Below are 20030 nucleotides of genomic sequence, written 5' to 3'. Positions count from 1 at the left end.
GCCTGCTCAGTCCCCGAACATCTTCTGCTTGAGTTCGCGGCGCTGCTGCGCTTCGAGCGACAGCGTGGCCGTGGGGCGGGCCAGCAGGCGGCCGACGCCGATGGGCTCGCCGGTTTCGTCGCAGTAGCCGTAGTCGCCGGCATCGATGCGCTGGATCGACTGCTCGATCTTCTTGAGCAGCTTGCGTTCGCGGTCGCGCGTGCGCAGCTCGAGTGCGTGTTCTTCCTCGATGGTGGCGCGGTCGGCCGGATCGGGCACCACCACGGTGTCTTCGCGCAGGTGCTCGGTGGTTTCACCGGCGTTTTCGAGAATGCCGCGCTTGAGCTCGACCAGCTTCAGGCGGAAGAACGCCATCTGCTTTTCGTTCATGTACTCGGAGTCGGGCATGGCGATGACCTCGGCGTCGGTCAACTCGGCAGGCGACTTGGCTTTCCAGTTGTTGGCGAGCTTCGGGTCTTTCTTGACCGCGACGGGAGGCGGCGGCACCAGCGCATTGGAGGGCGCCTGCGAGAAAGAAGACTTGGCAGCGGTGGAAGCCACCGATTGCGGCATGGAAGGCACGGTCAGCTGCGACAGCCGCGACACGCGGCCACCTCGCGCGGGGGCGGGTGCGGCGGTCTGAGCGGGTATCGAAGGTGTCGCCGTAGCGGAAGAAGAGGCGGCAGCCGTTTTTTTCATTGGTATCGGAGGGGCAGAAGGAACGGCAGCAGTGCGGCCGACAGTTTTGGATGGCGGTAGACCCGCATCTGCAGTTTTGGTTGCACTCCTGGCCGGGGCGGATGCCACCGGCGGCGCAGCAGACTTTGCAGGCTTGACGGGCTTCGTTGCAACGGTCGCGGCCTTGGCCGTTGGCGTTGCTGGCTTCTTTGGAGCGCTTTTTTCTTTCGTTGCCGGAGCTTTTGCAGCGGAAGAAATCTTTTTTGCCGCGGGTACAGCCGGCTTTGCAGCCACCGCTTTGGTGGCGGCGGACTTGGTTGCTGGCATTGCCTTGGCGGCGGGTTTCTTCACGGTGACTGGCTCCTTGAACGAACTGGAACGCGCTTTCACTGGGTGTCTCCTCCCAAGGGAACCACTGCGGGGCTGAGGCCCCGGGCTCCACATTGTCGGAGTGCTCGCAGCGACGAACCCCGGGGTTATACCCCCGAAAGCCCGCCAGAAACTTGCGGCGCCCCCTGCCGTAAGCCACATCTCGCCCTTAAAACGAAAGCGTGGCTGCCGGAACAGGCGCGCGATTGTATAGAGAACTCAAAACGGAAGGGAGATGTACCTGCAAACCGCTTACGTCCGTTAGCATCCCCGGCGTTGCCGGAGGGGGCAACAAGACCTGCCGAGCCCAAGCGGCCCAGCGGATCGATCCGATCATTCATACAAAAGAGAAGAAATCTTGAGCAAAAAAGCAGTTTTGGGCACGCTGGCCGCAGCCATCGCCGTTGCCTATGGTGGCAGCACCTGGTGGGCGGGCTCCAAAGTCAAGTCCAGCTACGAAGCCGCCCTGGAGGAGTTGCCGAAGCAGACCGCGCTGGTGCGCGTGATCGACCGCAAATACGAAAGCGGATTCTTCGGCGCAGTCAGCACCGTGACATTCGAGTTCGGATGCGCAGCCGACACCTCCGCCGCGCAGGTGCCCGCCGTCGCCAAGCCCGCCGAGGGCGATGAAGACGACGAGGAAACCGAGGCCGAGAGCACGCCGTTCAAGCCTGTGCGCATTACCGTGCGCGATACCATCCGCCATGGCCCGATTGCCGGCGGCACCCTGGCCGCCGCAACGATCGACAGCGAACTGGTGCTCGACGTGAAGGCCCAGGCCGAAGCCGAAAAGCTCTTCGGCAAGGCCAAGCCCCTGACCGCCCACACCAAGGTGGCGTTCAACGGCGGCTACGCGACCGACCTGACGGTGGCGCCGATCAAGCTGGCCGAAGAAGGCAAGGGACAGTTCACCTGGCAAGGCGCGCAAATGCGCGCCGAGATGAACGGCGCCCGTACCCTGGTGAACTACAGCCTGGCGATGCCCGGCCTGGACCTGACCGACACCCGCACCGGCGTGACCCTGAAAATGGGCAAGCTGGCCGGCAAGGCCGACATGAACAAGAGCGAAGGCTGGATCCTGGCCACGGGCAAGACCGAAGCCCGGCTCGACAGCTTCGAGTTCTCGGCGCCCAAGGGCCTGGGCGCCAGCGGCAGCGGCAAGCCCCTGCCCGCCGTGCTGCTGCAGAACATCGACATGATTGCCGATGCCAACATCAAGGACGGGCTCTACGAATCGATCGGCACCATCAAGGGCACCGGCAAGGTCGGCGAAACCAAGATCGACAAGTTCGAGATGACCAGCGGCGGCCGCCGCATTCATGCCGCCGGCTACAAGAAGCTGGCCGACGCGTGGATGCAGTCGGCCGCCATCAACGGCTGCGGCAAGGGCGGCGGCAAAGCCTCCCAGGCCGCCATGCAGGCGCTGATGGACCAACTCGCCCCAGACCTCAAGGCCATGGCCAAGTACAACCCCGAGCTCGGCGTTGACAAGATGCTCGTCGAAATCGGCGGCAAGCGCGGCGAAATCAGCTACACGGCCGGGCTGGTCGGCGTGACCGACGAAGACCTGAAGGAACCCGGCATGGCGCTCCTGATGAAGCGCGGCGTGCTCAAAGCCAGCGTGCGGCTGCCGATGCAATGGCTGGAGCAGGTTGCCGCCACCGGCGCTGAAAGCGGCCAGCTGCCGCCGCCTGAAATGGTGGCCGGGCTGGTCGAGCAAGGCGAAGGCATGGGCTTCGTCAAGCGCGACGGCACCGACATCACCAGCCAGGTGGAATACAGCGAAGGCAACCTGAAGGTCAACGGCAAGCCGCTGGGCGGCATGGCCGGCAAGTAAGCCTCGGCTGAAACAAAAAAAGGTGCTGCCCCTCCTCGGGGCAGCGCCTTTTTTATTTGGCTGGGCTCAGTGCAGGCAGCGCGCCGTTACACCAGGCACTGCTCGAGCCCCTGCTCCAGTATTTCGCGCGGCAGCTCGATGCCGATGAACACCATGCGGCTCTGGCGCGCTTCGTCCTTGCCCCACTCGGGGCCCAGGTCGCTGCCCATCAGCTGGTGCACGCCCTGGAAAATTACCTTGCGCTCGGTGCCCTTCATGCTCAGCACGCCCTTGTAGCGCAGCATGCGCGGGCCGTAGATGTTGACGATGGCGCCCAGGAAATCCTCGAGCTTGGCCGGGTCGAAGGGGCGGTCGGCCTTGTAGACGAAGCTCTTCACGTCGTCGTCCGTGTGGTGATGGTGGCCGTGCCCTTCGTGCTTGTGCGAGGGGTGGTCGCAATGCTCGCCATGCGCGTGGTCATGGTCGTGATGATCGTGGTCGTCTTCCTTCAGGAAGTCCGGATCGATGTCGAGCTTGGCGTTCAGGTTGAAGCCGCGCAGGTCGAAAATGTCCTTCAGCGGCACATCGCCGAAATGCGCCTTTTGCTGGGGCGCGCGCGGGTTCATGTGCTTCAGGCGGTGAATCAGCGCCTCGGTTTCCTCGGCCGACACCAGCTCGCTCTTGCTGATGAAGATCTGGTCGGCAAAACCCACCTGGCGGCGCGCTTCCTGGCGGTCGTTCAGCTGCTGCGGCGCATGCTTGGCATCGACCAGCGTCAGGATGGAGTCGAGCAAATAGCTTTCGGCAATTTCGTCGTCCATGAAAAAAGTCTGTGCCACGGGGCCGGGATCGGCCAGGCCGGTGGTCTCGATCACCACGCGGTCGAAGTCGAGCAGGCCCTGGCGCTTCTTGGCGGCCAGCAGCTGGAGCGCCTCGCGCAGGTCTTCGCGAATGGTGCAGCAGACGCAGCCATTGCTCATCTGCACGATCTGCTCTTTCGATTCGGTCACCAGAATGTCGCTGTCGATGTTCTCTTCGCCGAACTCGTTCTCGATGACAGCGATCTTCTGGCCGTGGGCCTCCGTCAGGATGCGCTTGAGCAGCGTGGTCTTGCCCGAGCCTAGAAAGCCGGTAAGGATGGTGGCGGGAATAAGGGCCATGGTGTGCTCCGAAGGCGGAAATCTGGGAAGAAGGAAAACTGGAGAGGCAGTTTAGCCAATGCCACTCAGTTGCGTTGCCGCGGGGTCAAGCCGGCTTTTTCACCACCACCAGGCCCTTGAGGTATTCGCCTTCGGGAAATTCGATGGTCATGGGATGATCGGGCGCCGCACCGAGGCGTTCGCTGATGTAGCCGTCAACTTGGGCGTCGATGCCCGCCGAAGCCACTATTTTGTGAAAAAGGTCGGCGCTGATGCCGCCCGAACACGAAAAAGTGAGCAGCACTCCGCCGGGCTCCAGCAGTTTGAGCGCCAGCCGGTTGATGTCCTTGTAGGCGCGGGCCGCGCGATCGGCATGGGCGGCGGTGGGCGCAAACTTGGGCGGGTCGAGCACGATGGCGTCGAAGGTGCGGCCCTGTTCGATGAACTCGCGCAGCACGGTATTGACGTTGGCGTCCAGGAATTCGGCCTTCACGCCCGAACCCTCGCCGCCGAAGCCGTTCAGCGCCAGATTGGCCCGCGCCTTCTCGAGCGCGGGCTGCGACGAATCGACCGACACCAGCTCCGCGCCATCCATTGCGCCCGCGGCCTGCAGCCCCGCGAGCGCCGCTACGGTAAAGCCGCCGGTATAGCAAAAGCAGTTGAGCACCCGCCTGAAGCGCCGGTGCTGCGCCAGCTCGGCAAAGCGCTGGCGGCTGTCGCGCTGGTCGAGGTAGAAGCCGGTCTTGTGGCCCGTCGCAATGTCGAGCGACAGCTTCCAGCCATGCTCGCGAATCGTCATTTCGGTGGCGCCCTCCCCGCGCAGCCAACCCGTGACGGGCTTCAGGCCCTCGCGCTCGCGCCCGCTGGCGTCGGAGCGCTCGTAGAGCTTGTGGAGGCCGGTCGCCTCGAGCAGCGCATCGGCAATGGTGGCCTTCCAGCGCTCGACGCCGGTCGAGAGGAACTGCGCCACCAGCGTGTCGCCATAGCGGTCGACGATGAGGCCCGGCAGCCCGTCGGCCTCGCCGTGGATCAGCCGCACACCGTCGCTATGCAGGTCGAACAGCCCCCGGGCCGCCACCGCGCGGGCGCACACCGAGGCCAGAAAGGCGGCGTCGATGCGCTGCGTTTCGACAAAGCTCCAGGCCCGTGCGCGAATCTTCGAAATCGGGCTGAAAGCGGCCCAGGCCAGGAAGGCGCCGTCATGAGATTCGACGCGCACCGTTTCGCCGGAATCAGCACCGCCGCGTGCAATGGCGGATTCGAAGATCCAGGGGTGGCGGCGCTGCAGCGAGCGCTCTTTGCCGGGCTTGAGGCGGAGGGTTTTCATTTGTTGGAATCGTCTTTTCTGGGCTTGGCGCGCGCGCCCTCGGGGCGGGCCTGCGCGCGCGGATGGGCCGCGTCATAGGCCTTGGCCAGGTGCTGAAAATCCAGCCGGGTATAGATCTGCGTGGTGGCAATGTTGGCGTGGCCCAGCAGCTCTTGCACGGCCCGCAGGTCGCTGCTCGACTGCAGCACGTGGCTCGCAAACGAGTGCCGCAGCATGTGCGGATGCACCGGTGCCGCCAAACCGGCTTTCAGGCTGCGCTCGCGCAGCAGCTTCCACACGGCATGCGACGACATCCGCAAGCCCTTGCTGTTGATGAAGAGCGCCGCGGCGCCCGCCGGGTCCCGCAGCCCGGCCGTCGCCAGCGCCGGGCAATCGCCGCGCACCGCGAGCCAGTCGCGCAGCGCCTCGGCCGCCTTGCTGCCCAGGGGCACGATGCGCCGCTTGCTGCCCTTGCCGAGCACATTGGCTTCCATCGCATCCAGGTCGACCCAGCCGAGCGCCGTGTTGCTGGCGCGTGCATCCAGGCCGGTGAGCTCGCTCACGCGCAGGCCGCAGCCGTAGAGCACTTCGACGATGGCGCCGTCGCGGGCCTCGGTCCAGGGGTCGGCCTCGGGGTCGTAGGTTTCGGCGAGCCGCACCGCATCGTCCACGGCCAGCGCCTTGGGCAGCGGCCGCGCAGCCTTGGGCGCATGCACGTCCTGCACGGGGTTGAAGCCCACCAGCCCTTCGTTGCCTAGCCAGCGGTAAAAGCTGCGCCAGCATGAAAGCACCAGCGCAATGCCGCGCGGCTCGCGTCCCGCGCTGTGCAGCTGCGCCATCCAGCGCCGGATGTGCGCGGTTTGCACGCGGTCCAGTGCAAGGCCGGCTCCGGCGGCGTTGTCCACCAGAGCCTGCAGGTGAATGGCGTAGAGCTCGACCGTGCGCGCGGCCAGCCGGCGCTCCACGCGCACGTGCTCCAGGTATTTTTCTACCCAGCGCGTGTCGGTCGTCTCAGTGGAGGTAGCCATTGAACGCATTGTTCACGACAGCCAAAGGCTCGCGCAATGCACCCTTGAAAACCATGCCCCAGCGCTGCCAGCAGCGCGTGCTGGCAGCGGCGTATTGAACGTCGAATTCCTTGTCGAAACCAGCGGCCCGCACCAGGCGCTCCACGCGCCACAGGTGATAGGGCTCCGACACCACGATCACGCTGCGAACGCCCGCCGCCTGCAGCAGGGGGCGCGAGAGCGCAAGGTTCAGCCGGGTAGAAGTGGAGGCCGGCTCCAGCAGCAGCGGACCGGCATAGCCTTGGGCGCGCGCGTGCTGCTGCATCACCTCGGCTTCGATGCGGCCGTCTTCCTTGTCCACACCGCCCGAGAACGCCAGTTGCTTCACGCGGCCCGCGTTCGCGAGCGCGATGCCGGCGTCGACCCGGCCTGTCAGGCAGGGGTTGGGCTTGCCATCGAGGTAGGCGCGGTTGCCCAGAATCAGCGCGGCATCGGCCGTGCGCTGGGGCGGGTTCCCGAGGGTCTGGACCGCATGCCGCCAGACAATGGCCGCAATGGCCAGGTACGCCAGCAGTCCGCCGAGCAGCACCGTCCACAACACGGGCCGCACGGCCCGCCAGGACCGGTGCCGCCCGCTCAAGGCCGCAGCCGCGACAAGGCGCCCGAGGCCAGTTCGGCGATGCGCTCGAGAAAGTCGGTGCCCATTTCGGCGTTGAAGCGCTGGGCGTCCGGCGAGGCCAGCACCAAGAGGCCGAATGCCGGCGACTCGGCATCGGGCCGCAGCGGAATCAGCGCGATCGACATGGCGCCGGCCGGCTCGGGCAGCCAGTTGGCCGCCTCGAAACCCGAATTGAGCCCGCAATAAGGCGATGTGAGCGAGGTGGCCAGCGCCTTCACGTCGTCGCTCACCCACTGGGCGTAGGCCTCGTTCAGGTAGTCGGCCTCGCAGTCCCACACCTTGATGGCGGTTTGCGGCACCAGAAACAGCGACTGCAGGTCGACCGCAATGCGGTACGGCAGGCTGCGCGGGTCGCGCGTGGTCAGGAGGCCCTTGGTCCAGCGCTGCAGGCGGTCGGCGATGACCACGTTTTCAGTGCCGTGGCGCACCATGTCCATCAGGCGATGCTCCAGCGCCTTGATTTTCTCGCGCAGCATTTCGGCCTGGCGCTCCTGCAGGCTCACGGCGCGGTTGCCGTGCGGGCTGGTGAGCTGCACTTGCGCCAGCAACTGTGCATGCCGCTCGAAAAAGTCGGGCGTGTTCGCCAGGTAGTTGGCGATGTCGTCTTCGGTGATCGGGTTCATGGCGTTGGCGTGGTCGTCTTTGTTGTTTCTGAAGTTGGTCATGGCAGCTCGGGCACCTCGATGTCCCCCTCGAAAACCGTGGTGGCCGGCCCGGTCATGAGCACGGGGTTGCCCTCGCCCTCCCAGCCGATGGTGAGCACGCCGCCGTGCGTGTGCACGTCGACGCGGTTGTCGAGCAGGCCCAGCCGAATGCCCGCCACCACCGCCGCGCACGCGCCGGTGCCGCAGGCCAGCGTTTCGCCGGCGCCGCGCTCGAACACCCGCAGCTTGACGTGCGTGCGGTCGACCACCTGCATGAAGCCGGCATTCACCCGCTGCGGAAAGCGCGGATGGTGCTCGATTTGCGGCCCCTGCCGCTCCACCGGTGCCGTTTCGACGTTGTCGACCACCTGCACCGCGTGCGGGTTGCCCATGGACAGCACCGCCACCGAAACGATCGCCGAATCGGCATGCGTGCCAAGGGCCAGGTGCCAGGTGTGCCACGAGCCCGTGGGCTGCGCGTCGAGCCCGGCGGTATCGAAGGGCACGCGGGCCGGCTCGAAGATGGGCGGGCCCATGTCCACCGTCACGCGGCCGTCCTCACTCATGCGCGGCTCGATGATGCCGGCCAGCGTTTCGACGCGCACCGTGTCCTTGTCGGTCAGGTGGTGCTCGCGCACAAAGCGCATGAAGCAGCGCGCACCGTTGCCGCACTGCTCCACCTCGCCGCCGTCGGCGTTGTGGATCACGTATTGAAAGTCGATGCCCTCGCCCGCGTCTTTCGACGGGGGGCGCACCGTCAGGATCTGGTCGGCGCCCACGCCGAAGTGGCGGTCGGCCAGAAAGCGGTATTGCGCGGCCGTGAGGCCCAGCGTGCCGCGGGTTTCGTCGAGCACGACAAAATCGTTGCCGGCTCCCTGCATCTTGGTAAAGCGGATTCGCATCGGGCGATTATCCGCCCCTGGCGTGCCGCAGCTGGTCCAGGGCCCGGTCCAGAAACGCCAGCCGGTCTTGCCCCCAGAAACGCTCGCCATTCAGGATGAACGTGGGAGCGCCGAACACGCCCGCCTCTATGGCATCGGCGCTGTTGGCGCGGTAAGTGGCCAGGGTTTCGGCCGACTGCTCCAGCGCCTGCAGCAAGGCGCCGTCGTAGCCGTTTTCATCGGCCACCGCGATGCGCACCGCCGCTTCTGAGGTGTCGCGCTCTTCGGCCCACAGCGCGCGCAGCAGCGCATGCGAGAGCGGCTGCGCGTCGAGCCCCTTCAGCTGTGCGGCAATCACCATCCAGCCGGGGTACTTGTTCCAGTTGGGATCGACCGGGGCGCCCTTGGGGTAATACGCCGGCTCCAGGTTGAGCGGCATGCCCAGGTAGTCGCGCCAGCGCGCCAGTTCGAGCGCGTGGTACGTGCGGCGCGGTTCGGGCCGGGTCTTCAGCGGAATGCCGCCGGTTTGCGGCACCACCGCCTGAAAGTCGTAGGGCTTGAGGGTGAGCCGCACATGGTGGCGGCGCACGATGTCTTGCAGCTGCGGGCCGCCCAGGTAGGCCCATGGCGAAGAAAGGCTGTAGTAGCAGTCGAGCGCGATGGGGGTGGAGTTTGTCGTCTTCGTCGTCATCGCGGAATTATCAAATCAACTCCGGTCAGCCGCAGCGCGCGGCCACCACAAGCCCCTGCGGATCGACATCGACGTTGAGCCGCGCCGGATCGGCCGGCGTTGGCAACGGCGTGCCGGCCGGCGAGGTGCGCGCAGACGTGGAGCCGGTGCGGGCGCGCATTTCTTCCAGCAGCAGCGGGTCGAGAGAGCGGCCGAGCGCGTAGCGGGCCTGCGCGGGCTGGCAAGCTTCCTCGGCGGGTACGGTCACGAAGGTCGGCGGCGGCGGCGCCTCGGAGGTGAGAGGGCGGAATTCAGGCTGCGACTGGCAGCCGGCGATGAACAAGGCCGTGGCGCAAAGGGCACCCGCCACGGCTCCACGCGCACGAATGGAAGAAATAAAACCGGATTGCTGAGAAATGGGCATGGCGTCTCTTGCTTCTTCCAATGGATCGTACCTTTCTACGCCCATAGCGGCGTGCAGCCAGCGCAATCAACGCAGCACAGAACTCTCGGCCGCCTGCCTGATGAGCCGATCCCGATCCGCGGGCAGAAGAAAGCCTTCGGCAGACGCCTTCTCGGCCGCCGCGCGCACTGCCGCCTGGTAGCCCTCGTGGCTGCCATAGCGTTCTTCGAGCGAAAGGCGCGGGTCGCCGCTCGCAAGGCGCTCGGCACGCGTGCGCGCAAACGGCACGTAGCCGCCCACGTAGTTGCACACCTGCCCCTTGTGGAAGCCCGCGGCGGTGATGTTGAAGCCCAGGTAGGTGCCCAGCGGCGCCATCACGAGTACGGTCGGTACGCCGTCTATCTCGTTGCCGTCGGCGTCGACCTTCGGCACCTTCATGGCAATTGCCTTCCCGATGCGCGGCGGCACGCCAGTCGGTACGCCAGAGGCTTCAGAGTGGTTGAATTGCGGCCCCCAGTCGTAGTCGAACACCGGAAACGCAAAGTTCTCCGGCAAGAAGATCGAATCTGGAATGCCGGGCACACCGCTCGGAAAGCCCATTGCCTTCTTGTTGGCCTCGACCAGCGTCTTGCCCGCAAGCGTGGGCCAGCGGCTGGGCGGAGGCGGTGTTCCGTTCAGCACCCAGTCGCGCATGGCCAGGCGCAGCACGTTGGTGATTTCTGTGTGCGGCACCGGATTTGCCGGCAGCGTGCCGGTGCCATAGCTGTTGCCGGGGCAGCTTGCGCCGGTGGTGGTTGCCGGCATGTGCGTAAAGCCGCCCGCGCCGCCGCCATGGTGAGAGCCCGGCACGTAGTAGCGCCGCACGTTGCGCGGCAGCGGAATATCCGCATCGCCCGCCGTGCCGATCCACTCGGGCGTGAGCTTCAGCGCATACACCTCGGCCGAACCGAAATGCTCGATCACCTTCGGACACGTGTCATTGGTGCTGCAGCGGGAAAAGATGCTGCCTGTGGGTTGCTTGCGCACCGGGTCAGGCCAGTCCGTCCACCACTGCGGGCCTTCGCTGCCCTGCTGGTAAAGCTCCAGCACGCCGTCCGGCTGCGCCCAGCGCGAGTTGGCCGCAACCCGGCGGCCCGCGATGATGGGCCACGCCCCGTCGTACACCTTGCGGTTGCGCTCGTCCTGGTTCAGGCCCATGAAGATGAACTGCCGCACCATGTTTCCGGACTGCGACACACCCCGCACCGCCGTGCCCTTGACCAAACCCGACACCGGATTGCGCGTGCCGAAGTCGTCGGCCGCCTCGTAGCGAAAGAAAGTGCCCACGTCGCGGAACGCTGCCATGCCCACGCCCAGGACGTAGGCGTTTTGCGCCGGGTACACCACCTGGTACAGCAGGTTGGCATCAAAGCCGTTGCGCAAGCAGATATGCACCGGCAGATTGCCGGGCGCATTGGCAGGGTCGATGTCGATGGGCGTGCCCGGAAACGGATTACCCGCATCGCACTTTGCAAACGCCCAGTCGCCCGCCGCAATGGCCGGGCCTTCGGTAACAACGCCGTCGACCGTCTCCCTGAGGTGCGTCTTCAGCGTTGCCTTGGTGGTGTCCAGCGTGGCAGGAAGATACGGCACCGGGTTGGCCTGCACCATCAGCGGCTTCGAACTTGCGCCGCCCTGGTTGACGATGCGCGCGAAAACCTCGCCTGCCACCGGTACGCCGTTCACCTTGGCAATGGGCGCCGCCACCCAGTGATTGGTGCCTGCGGCCCGGTTGGCCGGCACGCCCGTGTTGCCTGCGTTGTCTGCCTGCCAGCCGCTGCGAAGGCCGATGTCGCCCAGTTCGCGCTCCTCCACAACAATGGTGCCCGCGCCGCCGCGGTTGGGCACGTCGTGCCACATGAAACCGCTCACCCGGTTCATGTCCACCGGCTTCACCAGATTGAACGAGGTTTCATACCGCACCTTGCCACCGGCCGTGTCCGCGCCCAGCTTGATGTCGGTAATGACGCTGTTGTGCGGATCGTTCGGGTCGAGCTCGCCAAAGGCCCGCCCGCGAATCTGCTCATACGGAATCGCCTGCCCGGTGAGCGGCGCGACATCGTCGATCACGATGCGGGTGACACGGGCCTCGGCCGGCGCGGCGGCCATGACGGCAGCCATGGCTGCTGCTGCAGCAAGCCAATGCAGACGCGACTCGCGGCGCCCGTTCGGGCTGTTGGAATGCATGTTGTCTCCTGTTCTTCTTGCGATGCTCCGACGCAGTCGGCGCCTTGCATCGTCACGATTCGGAGACACGCCTGCAATTCGCGTCTTGCTTACCCAGTCTTGACCGATGGTTAAGGAGCGGCCCCGCGCACCGGTGCCACCGCCTCGTCGACCCCGCGAATCGGCGTTCCCACCCAAGCCAGAACCGCGGCCGCCACCAGCAGCAACCCCGCCCCCGTGAACAACTGCGGCAGCGACACCACCTGCAGCAGCCACCCCGCCGCCGCCGATGACACGGGCACGAGCCCCATGAAGATGAACATGAACAGGCTCATCGAGCGGCCCAGCATTGCCGGCGGCACGCGCTTTTGCACCCAGGTGAATACCGCCACCTGCATGAAGCCGCCGAGCACGCCCACCAGCACCATCAGCAAGGCGCCCTGCCAAGCGGCTGAGATGCCGCCCATGGGCACAAACAGCAGCCCGATGGCGATGTCGGCCAGCAGCACGCTGGTGCCCAGGGTGCCGATGCGCAGCCCCGGCCGCAGTCCCGACACCACCATGCCCAGCAAGGTGCCGGCGCCATGCGCGCCGACCATCACCCCAAGGGCCGAAGCACCCAGACCCGGCCGGCTTTCCGCCAGCACCGGCAGCGCGATGTGCAACGGGCCCAGCACCAGCACGGCGACCGCGCCCCAATAGAGATAGAGCGTGCGCAGCTGCGCATCGCCCCAGACGTGCCGCACGCCGCTGACCATGGAGGCCCAGATCGGCGCGTGCCGCGCGGGGTCCGCGGGAAGGGTGCGCATCTTTACGTGGGCGAGCGTCCAGGCGGACAGGGCGAAGCTGAAGGCGTCGAGCGCGAGGGCCACCGCAATGCCGCCTGCGTTCTGTACGCCACCCGAGCCATCGCCGAACAGCGCAATCAGCACGCCCGCCGCGAGCGGCCCGACGAACATGCTCAGCTGGCGCACGCCCATCATCACGCCGTTGGCGGCGCCCAGCTGCGCGGGCGCCAACGCGTGCGGCAGGATCGAAGTGCCCGACGGGATGCTGAAGGCACTGCTGATGCCCAGCGCCAGCGACAACGCGTAGATCGCCGGCAGCGTCAGCACGCCTTGCCACACGCCCAGCGCCAGCAGCCCCAGCAGCACGAAGTTGACGTGCTTGGTAAGCATCAACACGCGCTGCGGCGAGAAGCGGTCGACCACCGCGCCGCCCAGCAGAATGAATACGGCGCGCGGAATGCCCACCAGCGCCAGCACGGTACCCAGCGCCACCGTGTCGCCGGTCAGGCGCAGCACCAGCCAAGGCAGCGCGAGCAGGGTGAATTGGTCGCCCAGCAGCGAGATGGCGCTGCCGGTGATCAGCCAGCGGAAGTTGCGGTCCTGGAAAAGGGCCGCGCGTGCGGCCGGGTCTGTTTTTTTCGTTGTCATGTCGGTCCTCTGAAACAGGGACCGACTGTGCGGGCTCACGCTACGTGAGGGTCAAGCACTTTCATCGACGGGCGACAGGAATTCGCGCACTTCGCGCCCGAGCGGCAGGCCGGCCAGCAGCAGCGGGTGCCCGAGATGCAGGGTGGCGAGCTTGGCAAACAGCGCGGTGTTGCCGCCGCAGGTCTTGTGCAGCAACGCCGCCCAGCGCTTGCGCAGCGCCCGCGCCTTCGCACCATCGCGCCGCTCGCCCGCCCGTAGCAAGGCCCGGCCCTCGGCATCGATCGCCTGCGCCTCGGCGTCGGGCATGGGGGGCAGGCGGAATTCCACGCTGCCGCAGTGCTCCTGCATCAACCGCACACGCAGCTGGATAGCCGACTCCATGAACTCCATCATGTCCGTAGGCGGCGCGCCGCCCTGCCCGCGCACCTTTGACTCCTGCCGGAACATGGCGCCCCAGCGCTCCATCAGCGCGTAGTTGCCGCCCATCCAGCGCACCATCAGCATCGTCCAGCGGCGGGTGAGCACCTGGCACTCCCACGTGTCGATGCCACCGCCCGTGTCCATGTAGCGCCGGACCTCGGCCTGCAGCTGCAGCCAGTCTTGCTCGACGCCGACATACGCGCCGAGGATCTGCTTCAGCTCGCCCGCCTCGAAATAGCGGCCAAAGGTGGTCATCAGCGAAAGCGTCTGCACCCAGTCGTCCATGCTGGGGCTGCCACCCTTGCGCAGCATGCCGTGCATCAGCGCCAGCCGCTCGCGCAACTCGGTGGCCTGGCGGATCTGGTGGTCCAGCGCGTGCATCTGCTGCTCGATGACGCGCTCAGGGGCAGCTTCGCTCCCATCGAGGAGAGGCCCGATCTCGGCCAGCGCCAAGCCCAGGTGCCGCAGCGCCTGGATCGCGTGCAGGCGCGCGACGTCGCCTTCGGAGTAGAGACGGTAGCCGGAGTCGGAGCGGCCGGAGGGCTTGAGCAGGCCGATCTCGTCGTAATGGTGGAGGGTGCGGACGGTAAGACCGGTGGAGCGGGCGAGGTCGCCGACTTTGATGCGCATGGGGGGATTGTGGCGCTGCGGGCGTTTCCTCAAACCACGGTCTGTTGGCACTTTGACAGCAAACGCGGATATCGCCATCGCCCGACGATGTTCGCGCATGCTGGTTCCAGTTGCCATGCGTTCCAGGTTCTATGCGGCCTCGGTCGAACGTCTTTGCGAGCTGATGCGAAAGGCTGGCTTCGAGAATGTGAAGCGACTCGACGCAGCGTTCTATCAGCCGGTGTTGGTCGGTACCAAGCCTACATGTGGATAGCTTGTATCCAAGGACAGAATGCGGCCAGAACCGGGCACCCGCCGATATCCGCTTAGGAGCCCGCCAACTTCACGCCAGGCGCGCAGCACGCTGCCGATGCGTGTACCTTCCCAGCATCGATGGCGGGCGCGGCCAGCTCATCCAGGATCGGGCAGTCGAGGACGGCGCCGCCCGCGCAGGCGGTGTCACAGCTGCGCACGAACGCTGCCATGCTCTTCTCGAGTGCCTGAAGCTCGGTCAGCTTTGCGCGCAGTTGCGACAGGTGAACGGCCGCGATGTCACGAAGTTCTGAGCACGGCCGATTGGCGTCGTCGGAAAGGCCAACCAGCTCGCGCACCTGTTCGATGACTTTCCAGGGTTTCATCGATTGCTCCTTTGAAGACAGACTCAAGGTCCAACCGCAGGTTAGAACCTCAAGTGGCTTGAGGAGCAAGCGCTTTCTGTGAGTCGGCCTTGCGCGCAATGGATGGCATGGCCATCATCATGTTCGGGCAGCGGGAAGCCTGAGGATGGCCATGTTCGTACGACTGCTGCGAACGCTCGATGCGCGCCGATGGCACATCTGGGGGCGCTCAACTCATTGACTCCGCTTCTTTGCTGCCCAACGATATGCACACGGCCGTCAGCGACCCGGAGGTAACCGATCCTTGGCGAGTACAGCAATTCGAATCGAAGGGTCAGCCTTTCAGTTATGACGAAGCCGAGTCCCTTTTGTCGGCCGGCAGAATGCGGCCAACACCGGGCCTTCGCAACAACGCCTCAGTCGAGCGAGTTTCACGAGGAGCAGGGATGTTAGTTCGCAGCATTGCTATTGCCGATTTCGATGCAGTCCATCGCTTGCTGACGTGCAACGGGTGGGCCCATCGCGTCGGTAACGTTGAAGAATTCGGCCGGCTGATCTTGGCTTCGCAGCGAGCGTTGGTTGCGGTGGCAGACGACCAGGTCGTCGGTTTCGCTCGCGCAATCACCGATGGAATTTCAAACGGGTACTTGTCCATGGTGGTGGTTTCTGAGTCGCACCGGAGGCGAGGCATCGGGCAGGCACTCGTCGAACGCCTTGTCGGGTCGGAACCGAACATTACCTGGGTGCTTCGAGCCGGACGAGAAGGCGCGGCAGGATTCTTCGCGAAGCTTGGCTTCATCGCCTCTGCGACCGCTATGGAGCGCCTGCGAAGTTAATGTGGATGAACTGTCGGCCGGCGCAGAAGACAAAATGCCGCCAACGCCAAACATTGGCGGGGTGAAAAAATCCAGACTAAAGTCAAAGCGCCATGACCTTGCTTGCTGATCGTGAACTGCAGGTCCTCCTCGAAAGGGTGCAAAAACTTTTGCCCTTGGAGTCGACCGATCTTCGCCAAGCGAACGTTCGCTCGACTCCGCTCGATCTTGATGCAACGGTCGGACAAACTGCACTTGCCAACGACCCCGAAATCCTGCTGCGCTTTGCGCGATAGTTCATTTTGGATGGCAAATGAATCTGTTACGAGCTTTCTCCGCCGTCATTGCTTCCGCATTGCTGGTGTACACCAGCGCGGCATCTGCACAACGAGCGACCGAAGCATCGGCGAGCGAACGCGAGATGTTGGAGGCCATCGAGACTCTCAATTACTCGAGGGCAGAAAAGCTCCTTCAGCGTGGCTTCGTTCCAAACACGCCATTCTCGGGATCAGGTACTTCGGCAACGCATGTCGCCGCACGCATCGGTGATGCAAGGATGCTTGCGCTTTTCGTTGAACATGGCGCGATAGTTGATCTGCCGACACAAGACACCAGGAGGGATTCGCCACTCTTGATTGCCGCAGGTGCGGGAAATCTGGGGACAGCTCACTATCTACTGGCTCATGGTGCAAATCCGAACTACCAAAATGGCGTCAAGAACAACGACTATGCCGTCGCTCACTACGCGACCGCGAGTCAGAACGGATTGAAGATGCTGAAGTTGTTGAGTCGCTACAAGACCAACTTCAACGTGATTTCCCTGACCAAAACGTCCGTCCTGGACACTGCCATTTTCTCAGGCCATGCTGACGCTGCAGATTTTCTATTGACCAATGGCGTCGACGGAGAAGCGAAAGACCTTGCCGGATTGCGCCCTGTATGCCATGCAGTTCTTCAAGAAGACCTAGGCGTGATTCGCGTCATGGTCAAACATCGCGTCTCACTGAATCATCTTGATTGCGCCGATGGCGTGTCTGGTGGGCTCTCACCGCTGCACGTCGCGTCCGGGGCCGGATCGATAGAAATCGTACGCGTGCTAACGAAGGCTGGCGCGAGCTTGGAATTGCGTTCGACCCGAGGAATGCTCGCGGAAGATCTCGCCAAGGCTCAGGGGCACACCGAGACTGCATCCTACCTAAGAGGGCTGATGATGGAGCGCCGAAAGCGGGGCGCGCGTGGCTAAGATCGCGGTTAACGAGAGCTCGAAGCTCATGTCGACGGCAGAATTTGGGGAAGCTATGTCACTTCGTGAGACCTTGAACAACCTCGAAGGGGCCATCTCGGCCGCCTGGACCAACTCGCCTGACGAATACCCGGATTGGAGCAGTTGGACATTCGAAACTCACATGAGGGACTTGCGAGGCCTATGGGTACTGGCAGAGCCACGGCTGAGAAACCGCGACGTGGCTCAGCAGGTCGGTTCGGATCTGATGAAGATGATTGCGGCATTCGAATCGGGCGACAAGGCCGCCGGCAGGAGCCTTGCCGGCGAGCTGTACAACCGGCAAATCTCGAAGCTGTCTTGAGAACCAGGCACCGAACATCGAAATGACAAAGCTGCTGACCCTCGATCTTCGGCGCGACGTCCCTGCACCAGAAGCGACTCCTCATCAAGCGGACCTCGCCAGGATATTTGACGACTTGAGCATCGAACTCAATGAAGGTCAGCTTTGCGGACGGAACTGGGGGCGGATGAGGGTCGCTCTTCGAGATGATCGGGAAAGCCCTGCGGGGCTGACCGACTTCATCATGACGGTCCCTTTTTGGATCGTCTCACAGCGGTTTGCGCTCCTCTTGCAAGCACATCAGTGCCAATGCGAATTTCTTCCTCTAGAAGTCACCTATAAGAAGACGAGCCTGACGGGCGAGTTCTTCGCGCTCAATGTTTTGGCCGTGGAGGGAACGGCAATCGATTTGTCTCAGTCGAAATTTGATCCGCGGCTGCTCAAACACGGCTTGATGAGGGATGTGAGCAAGCTCGTTCTGAAGCCCGACGCATTGACCTCTACGCCGCTGGCATATCTACCGCAAATCGGTCAGATTGCAGTGCAAGATGGGTTGTCCAAAAGAATCGAGCGAGAGCTTCTTGGCGTGAAATTGCTAGAGCCTTCAGTCTTCACCAGTTGATTGATGAAGCTCCCGCTCCCCTAGGACAACAATCGGCCAGACGCCGTCATTCAACGTTGAGAGGCCCAATTCGCTCGGAAACAGACATTCGGTGCGCGTGCACACAAACTGGTGGCCATGAACAATCCACCGGAATCACAGGCCATATCTTCTAGGAGGCACGCGACCTCATGACCGAGGAATCGAATCTGCGCACGCCTGCTACTCGACGTTAGTCCTCTCATGTCAAACGCTAGGCATCGAAAATGCGAAAAATTCTCTGCACCCTGGTTCCCGCAATCGCCTCGGCGGCCGCGTTCGCGCAGCAGTTGCCTATCGAACTCCCAACGCAACAGGTTTCTCCATCGTTCCCAGATACCGGGTCCCGACCTACGGATGCACAAGCCCGGAAATTGGTTGAGCAAACCTACGCCTACTTTGCAGCGAAAGATGAAGGGCGCTTTGCGGATGCGTACTCAACCTTCTCCATAAGCCAGAAGCGGGCGGTGTCATTCGATGGGTGGAAAGCCCTGCTTGAGGACTTCTACCGCAAGGCGGGAAGCGGGCAAGGAAGGAAACTTCAGAAAATTACCTGGTACAAAAATCCGCCCAACACCCAACCCGGCGTCTATGCGGCGGTCGATTTCACCGGCCAGTTTGCCAATCTGAGCCTCTATTGTGGCTTTGTCGCATGGCGCCAGCAGATGGACGGGTCGTTCGAACTGGTTCGCGAAGAAGCGAATTCAATCGAGAAGTCTGTCGCGGAGAAAATGACTCCCGATATGATTCAACGCGCTCGAAGTCAATTCCGATGCTAGAGAAACCGATGCCGAACCAGTCGCTCGAGCCGACGTCCCTCGACAAGGCTCGGTCCGCGGCTCAGCTTCGCCGCTAGACGGCAGTCGGCCAGAAGCTGACGGTCAGGCCTGTGGCAGGATTCAAAGATGTCGCCTCGCGTCATCAAAGAATTGAACCAGGAGCTTCAGGATGTCGTTTGTTCTTGACGGTGGCTGCCTCTGCGGAGCGGTCAAGTTCCGCGTCAAACAGGCGCCACTTAGAACCCTTGTTTGTCACTGCACTTTCTGTCAGCGGATGACGGGCTCCTCGTTCTACGCCAACTCCGTATTCCCCGTCGAGGGAGTCGAGTTCAACGATGGCGAGATACGCAAGTACGAGCACACATCGGATGTAAGCGGGAAGAAAGTCTATGTCGAGTTCTGCCCAACTTGCGGAACGACCGTCGGCCTTACCTTTGAGCGCTGGCCCAATCTGCGCGCACTCTCTCGGGGTTGCTACGACGACCCCAATGCGGTGGAGGTAGCGGCGAACATTTGGACCCGCTCGGCGCAATCGGGCGTCGCCCTGCCTGCTGAGATTGACTGCTTTGCGAAGGCAAGGCTGACCCCCGAAGGGCAGCCGGAGCATCCTGCCAAGTATCCAGTACCAGTCATGGCCCGGTAGTAGCTCAACGATGCTCAATGTCTCATTTGCGCTTGGTGGAGGCTCTCGCCGATTGGTCGATTGCACGGCCAAGGCTGTTCCTGCATCACGCCAATCGGCGCTACATCCCGGTTCCGTTCGCGTTCTTCTCGCGCGGCTGGTTGCTGTCTGACAACTGCTCCGACGGTGGGCCGAGTGCCCCGCTGTCAGCACCCGCGCTTTTTGAAGTCCCGCCGCGCCGGCTGTTTTTACCAGTGCCTGAGTAGATCTCATCGTCGTCGAAATTAACTTCGGCTTCCGCTCCGGCGTCACCGCCGCTCACTCGGCCGTGCGACGGCGGATTGGGGCCATGAGGGCCGATGGGGTCGAGGCGGCCCGCCTCATCACCAGGATCTTGTGCTCGCTTGGGCATGCCTGCTCCTTTTCATCATTTCGGCAAGAAGCCAAGATTCAATGCTCGCGGCGATGCCGTGGCGTGGGCTAAACGGGATTGCCGGTGTAGGAATTGCGCCCAGGTATTGGGGTCCTGGTCATTGACGCACCTGGCCGGCGGCGGCGTCACCTGTATGGTTGAACGCTTCGATGTCTCGACCTCAACGAGATTGCGAGCATTTCACGATAAGCTGAGCCCGGTGTTTCCTGACGGGACCGTCCTTACCTTCGGAGCCGGCGAACTGCGCCTCAAGTCTGACGAATGGTTTCACGCGAGCGCGGTCGTGGAGATCTTCCTGTGCTTAGGCATGGACGCAGC

General features: G+C 63.9%; 23 protein-coding genes. 9 read left to right on the top strand and 14 right to left on the bottom strand.

Annotated elements, in window-relative coordinates; translation table 11 throughout:
• Window positions 1-6: 6 nt before the first annotated feature.
• Complete coding sequence (dksA, locus tag QHG62_RS22805) at window positions 7-678, bottom strand: RNA polymerase-binding protein DksA (RefSeq protein ID WP_432445555.1); 672 nt, start codon at window positions 676-678, stop codon at window positions 7-9.
• A 76-nt stretch (window positions 679-754) separates the two neighbouring features.
• Between dksA and QHG62_RS22800 the strand changes: the two genes are divergently transcribed.
• Together QHG62_RS22800 and QHG62_RS22795 are read left to right on the top strand one after the other, a co-directional pair.
• Window positions 755-1084: a hypothetical protein gene (locus QHG62_RS22800; RefSeq protein ID WP_281151844.1), complete on the top strand. Its 330-nt coding sequence runs from the start codon at window positions 755-757 to the stop codon at window positions 1082-1084.
• Window positions 1085-1384: 300 nt separating this feature from the next.
• A complete protein-coding gene (locus QHG62_RS22795; RefSeq protein WP_281147912.1) occupies window positions 1385-2863 on the top strand; it encodes a YdgA family protein in 1479 nt (492 codons plus the stop codon).
• An 86-nt stretch (window positions 2864-2949) separates the two neighbouring features.
• Here QHG62_RS22795 and QHG62_RS22790 read toward each other — a convergent pair whose 3' ends face one another.
• The 12 genes from QHG62_RS22790 to QHG62_RS22735 form a co-directional block, all read right to left on the bottom strand.
• Complete coding sequence (locus tag QHG62_RS22790) at window positions 2950-4002, bottom strand: CobW family GTP-binding protein (RefSeq protein ID WP_157612035.1); 1053 nt, start codon at window positions 4000-4002, stop codon at window positions 2950-2952.
• Window positions 4003-4087: 85 nt separating this feature from the next.
• Complete coding sequence (locus QHG62_RS22785) at window positions 4088-5308, bottom strand: class I SAM-dependent rRNA methyltransferase (RefSeq protein WP_281147911.1); 1221 nt, start codon at window positions 5306-5308, stop codon at window positions 4088-4090.
• Window positions 5305-6315: a tyrosine-type recombinase/integrase gene (locus QHG62_RS22780; RefSeq protein ID WP_281147910.1), complete on the bottom strand. Its 1011-nt coding sequence runs from the start codon at window positions 6313-6315 to the stop codon at window positions 5305-5307. The genes QHG62_RS22785 and QHG62_RS22780 overlap by 4 nt, the downstream gene beginning before the upstream one ends.
• Window positions 6299-6904 carry a YdcF family protein gene (locus tag QHG62_RS22775; RefSeq protein WP_281147909.1) on the bottom strand — a complete coding sequence of 202 codons (606 nt, stop codon included), beginning with the start codon at window positions 6902-6904 and terminating at the stop codon, window positions 6299-6301. Before QHG62_RS22775 ends, QHG62_RS22780 begins: the two co-directional genes overlap by 17 nt.
• Before the next feature lie 26 nt (window positions 6905-6930).
• Window positions 6931-7638: a DUF484 family protein gene (locus tag QHG62_RS22770; RefSeq protein WP_281147908.1), complete on the bottom strand. Its 708-nt coding sequence runs from the start codon at window positions 7636-7638 to the stop codon at window positions 6931-6933.
• Window positions 7635-8519 (bottom strand): diaminopimelate epimerase, encoded by an 885-nt coding sequence (dapF, locus tag QHG62_RS22765; RefSeq protein WP_281147907.1) that lies wholly within the window; start codon window positions 8517-8519, stop codon window positions 7635-7637. The genes QHG62_RS22770 and dapF overlap by 4 nt, the downstream gene beginning before the upstream one ends.
• A gap of 7 nt (window positions 8520-8526) precedes the next feature.
• Window positions 8527-9189: a 2-hydroxychromene-2-carboxylate isomerase gene (locus tag QHG62_RS22760; protein ID WP_281147906.1), complete on the bottom strand. Its 663-nt coding sequence runs from the start codon at window positions 9187-9189 to the stop codon at window positions 8527-8529.
• A 25-nt stretch (window positions 9190-9214) separates the two neighbouring features.
• Window positions 9215-9592 carry a hypothetical protein gene (locus tag QHG62_RS22755; protein WP_281147905.1) on the bottom strand — a complete coding sequence of 126 codons (378 nt, stop codon included), beginning with the start codon at window positions 9590-9592 and terminating at the stop codon, window positions 9215-9217.
• 66 nt (window positions 9593-9658) lie between these two features.
• Complete coding sequence (locus tag QHG62_RS22750; RefSeq protein WP_281147904.1) at window positions 9659-11797, bottom strand: alpha/beta hydrolase domain-containing protein; 2139 nt, start codon at window positions 11795-11797, stop codon at window positions 9659-9661.
• Between the two features lie 110 nt (window positions 11798-11907).
• Window positions 11908-13212, bottom strand: a complete 1305-nt coding sequence (locus QHG62_RS22745) for an MFS transporter (protein ID WP_281147903.1) — start codon at window positions 13210-13212, stop codon at window positions 11908-11910.
• Window positions 13213-13263: 51 nt separating this feature from the next.
• Window positions 13264-14262: a MerR family transcriptional regulator gene (locus QHG62_RS22740; protein ID WP_281147902.1), complete on the bottom strand. Its 999-nt coding sequence runs from the start codon at window positions 14260-14262 to the stop codon at window positions 13264-13266.
• A gap of 305 nt (window positions 14263-14567) precedes the next feature.
• Entirely contained in the window at window positions 14568-14879 is a 312-nt protein-coding gene (locus tag QHG62_RS22735; protein ID WP_281147901.1) for a MerR family DNA-binding protein, read from the bottom strand.
• Between the two features lie 425 nt (window positions 14880-15304).
• On the opposite strand from QHG62_RS22735, the gene QHG62_RS22730 reads away from it, so the two are divergent.
• The 7 genes from QHG62_RS22730 (at window position 15305) to QHG62_RS22700 (ending at window position 19300) form a co-directional block, all read left to right on the top strand.
• Window positions 15305-15694: a GNAT family N-acetyltransferase gene (locus tag QHG62_RS22730; RefSeq protein ID WP_281147900.1), complete on the top strand. Its 390-nt coding sequence runs from the start codon at window positions 15305-15307 to the stop codon at window positions 15692-15694.
• A 92-nt stretch (window positions 15695-15786) separates the two neighbouring features.
• Complete coding sequence (locus QHG62_RS22725; RefSeq protein ID WP_281147899.1) at window positions 15787-15969, top strand: hypothetical protein; 183 nt, start codon at window positions 15787-15789, stop codon at window positions 15967-15969.
• Window positions 15970-15986: 17 nt separating this feature from the next.
• The gene (locus tag QHG62_RS22720; RefSeq protein WP_281147898.1) at window positions 15987-16916 is read left to right on the top strand and encodes an ankyrin repeat domain-containing protein; all 930 of its coding nucleotides are present in this window, start codon (window positions 15987-15989) and stop codon (window positions 16914-16916) included.
• 73 nt (window positions 16917-16989) lie between these two features.
• A complete protein-coding gene (locus QHG62_RS22715; protein WP_281147897.1) occupies window positions 16990-17259 on the top strand; it encodes a hypothetical protein in 270 nt (89 codons plus the stop codon).
• Between the two features lie 22 nt (window positions 17260-17281).
• Window positions 17282-17860, top strand: coding sequence for an imm11 family protein (locus QHG62_RS22710; protein ID WP_281147896.1), 579 nt, complete (start codon window positions 17282-17284; stop codon window positions 17858-17860).
• Window positions 17861-18105: 245 nt separating this feature from the next.
• Entirely contained in the window at window positions 18106-18657 is a 552-nt protein-coding gene (locus tag QHG62_RS22705) for a DUF4019 domain-containing protein (RefSeq protein ID WP_281147895.1), read from the top strand.
• Window positions 18658-18826: 169 nt separating this feature from the next.
• Window positions 18827-19300: a GFA family protein gene (locus QHG62_RS22700; protein ID WP_281147894.1), complete on the top strand. Its 474-nt coding sequence runs from the start codon at window positions 18827-18829 to the stop codon at window positions 19298-19300.
• A 100-nt stretch (window positions 19301-19400) separates the two neighbouring features.
• Here QHG62_RS22700 and QHG62_RS22695 read toward each other — a convergent pair whose 3' ends face one another.
• Window positions 19401-19691, bottom strand: a complete 291-nt coding sequence (locus tag QHG62_RS22695) for a hypothetical protein (RefSeq protein WP_281147893.1) — start codon at window positions 19689-19691, stop codon at window positions 19401-19403.
• Window positions 19692-20030 lie beyond the last annotated feature (339 nt).

The organism is Variovorax paradoxus (assembly GCF_029919115.1).
Taxonomy (GTDB): Bacteria; Pseudomonadota; Gammaproteobacteria; order Burkholderiales; family Burkholderiaceae_C; genus Variovorax; species Variovorax paradoxus_O.
This window is presented reverse-complemented; position numbering and strand designations above follow the sequence as displayed.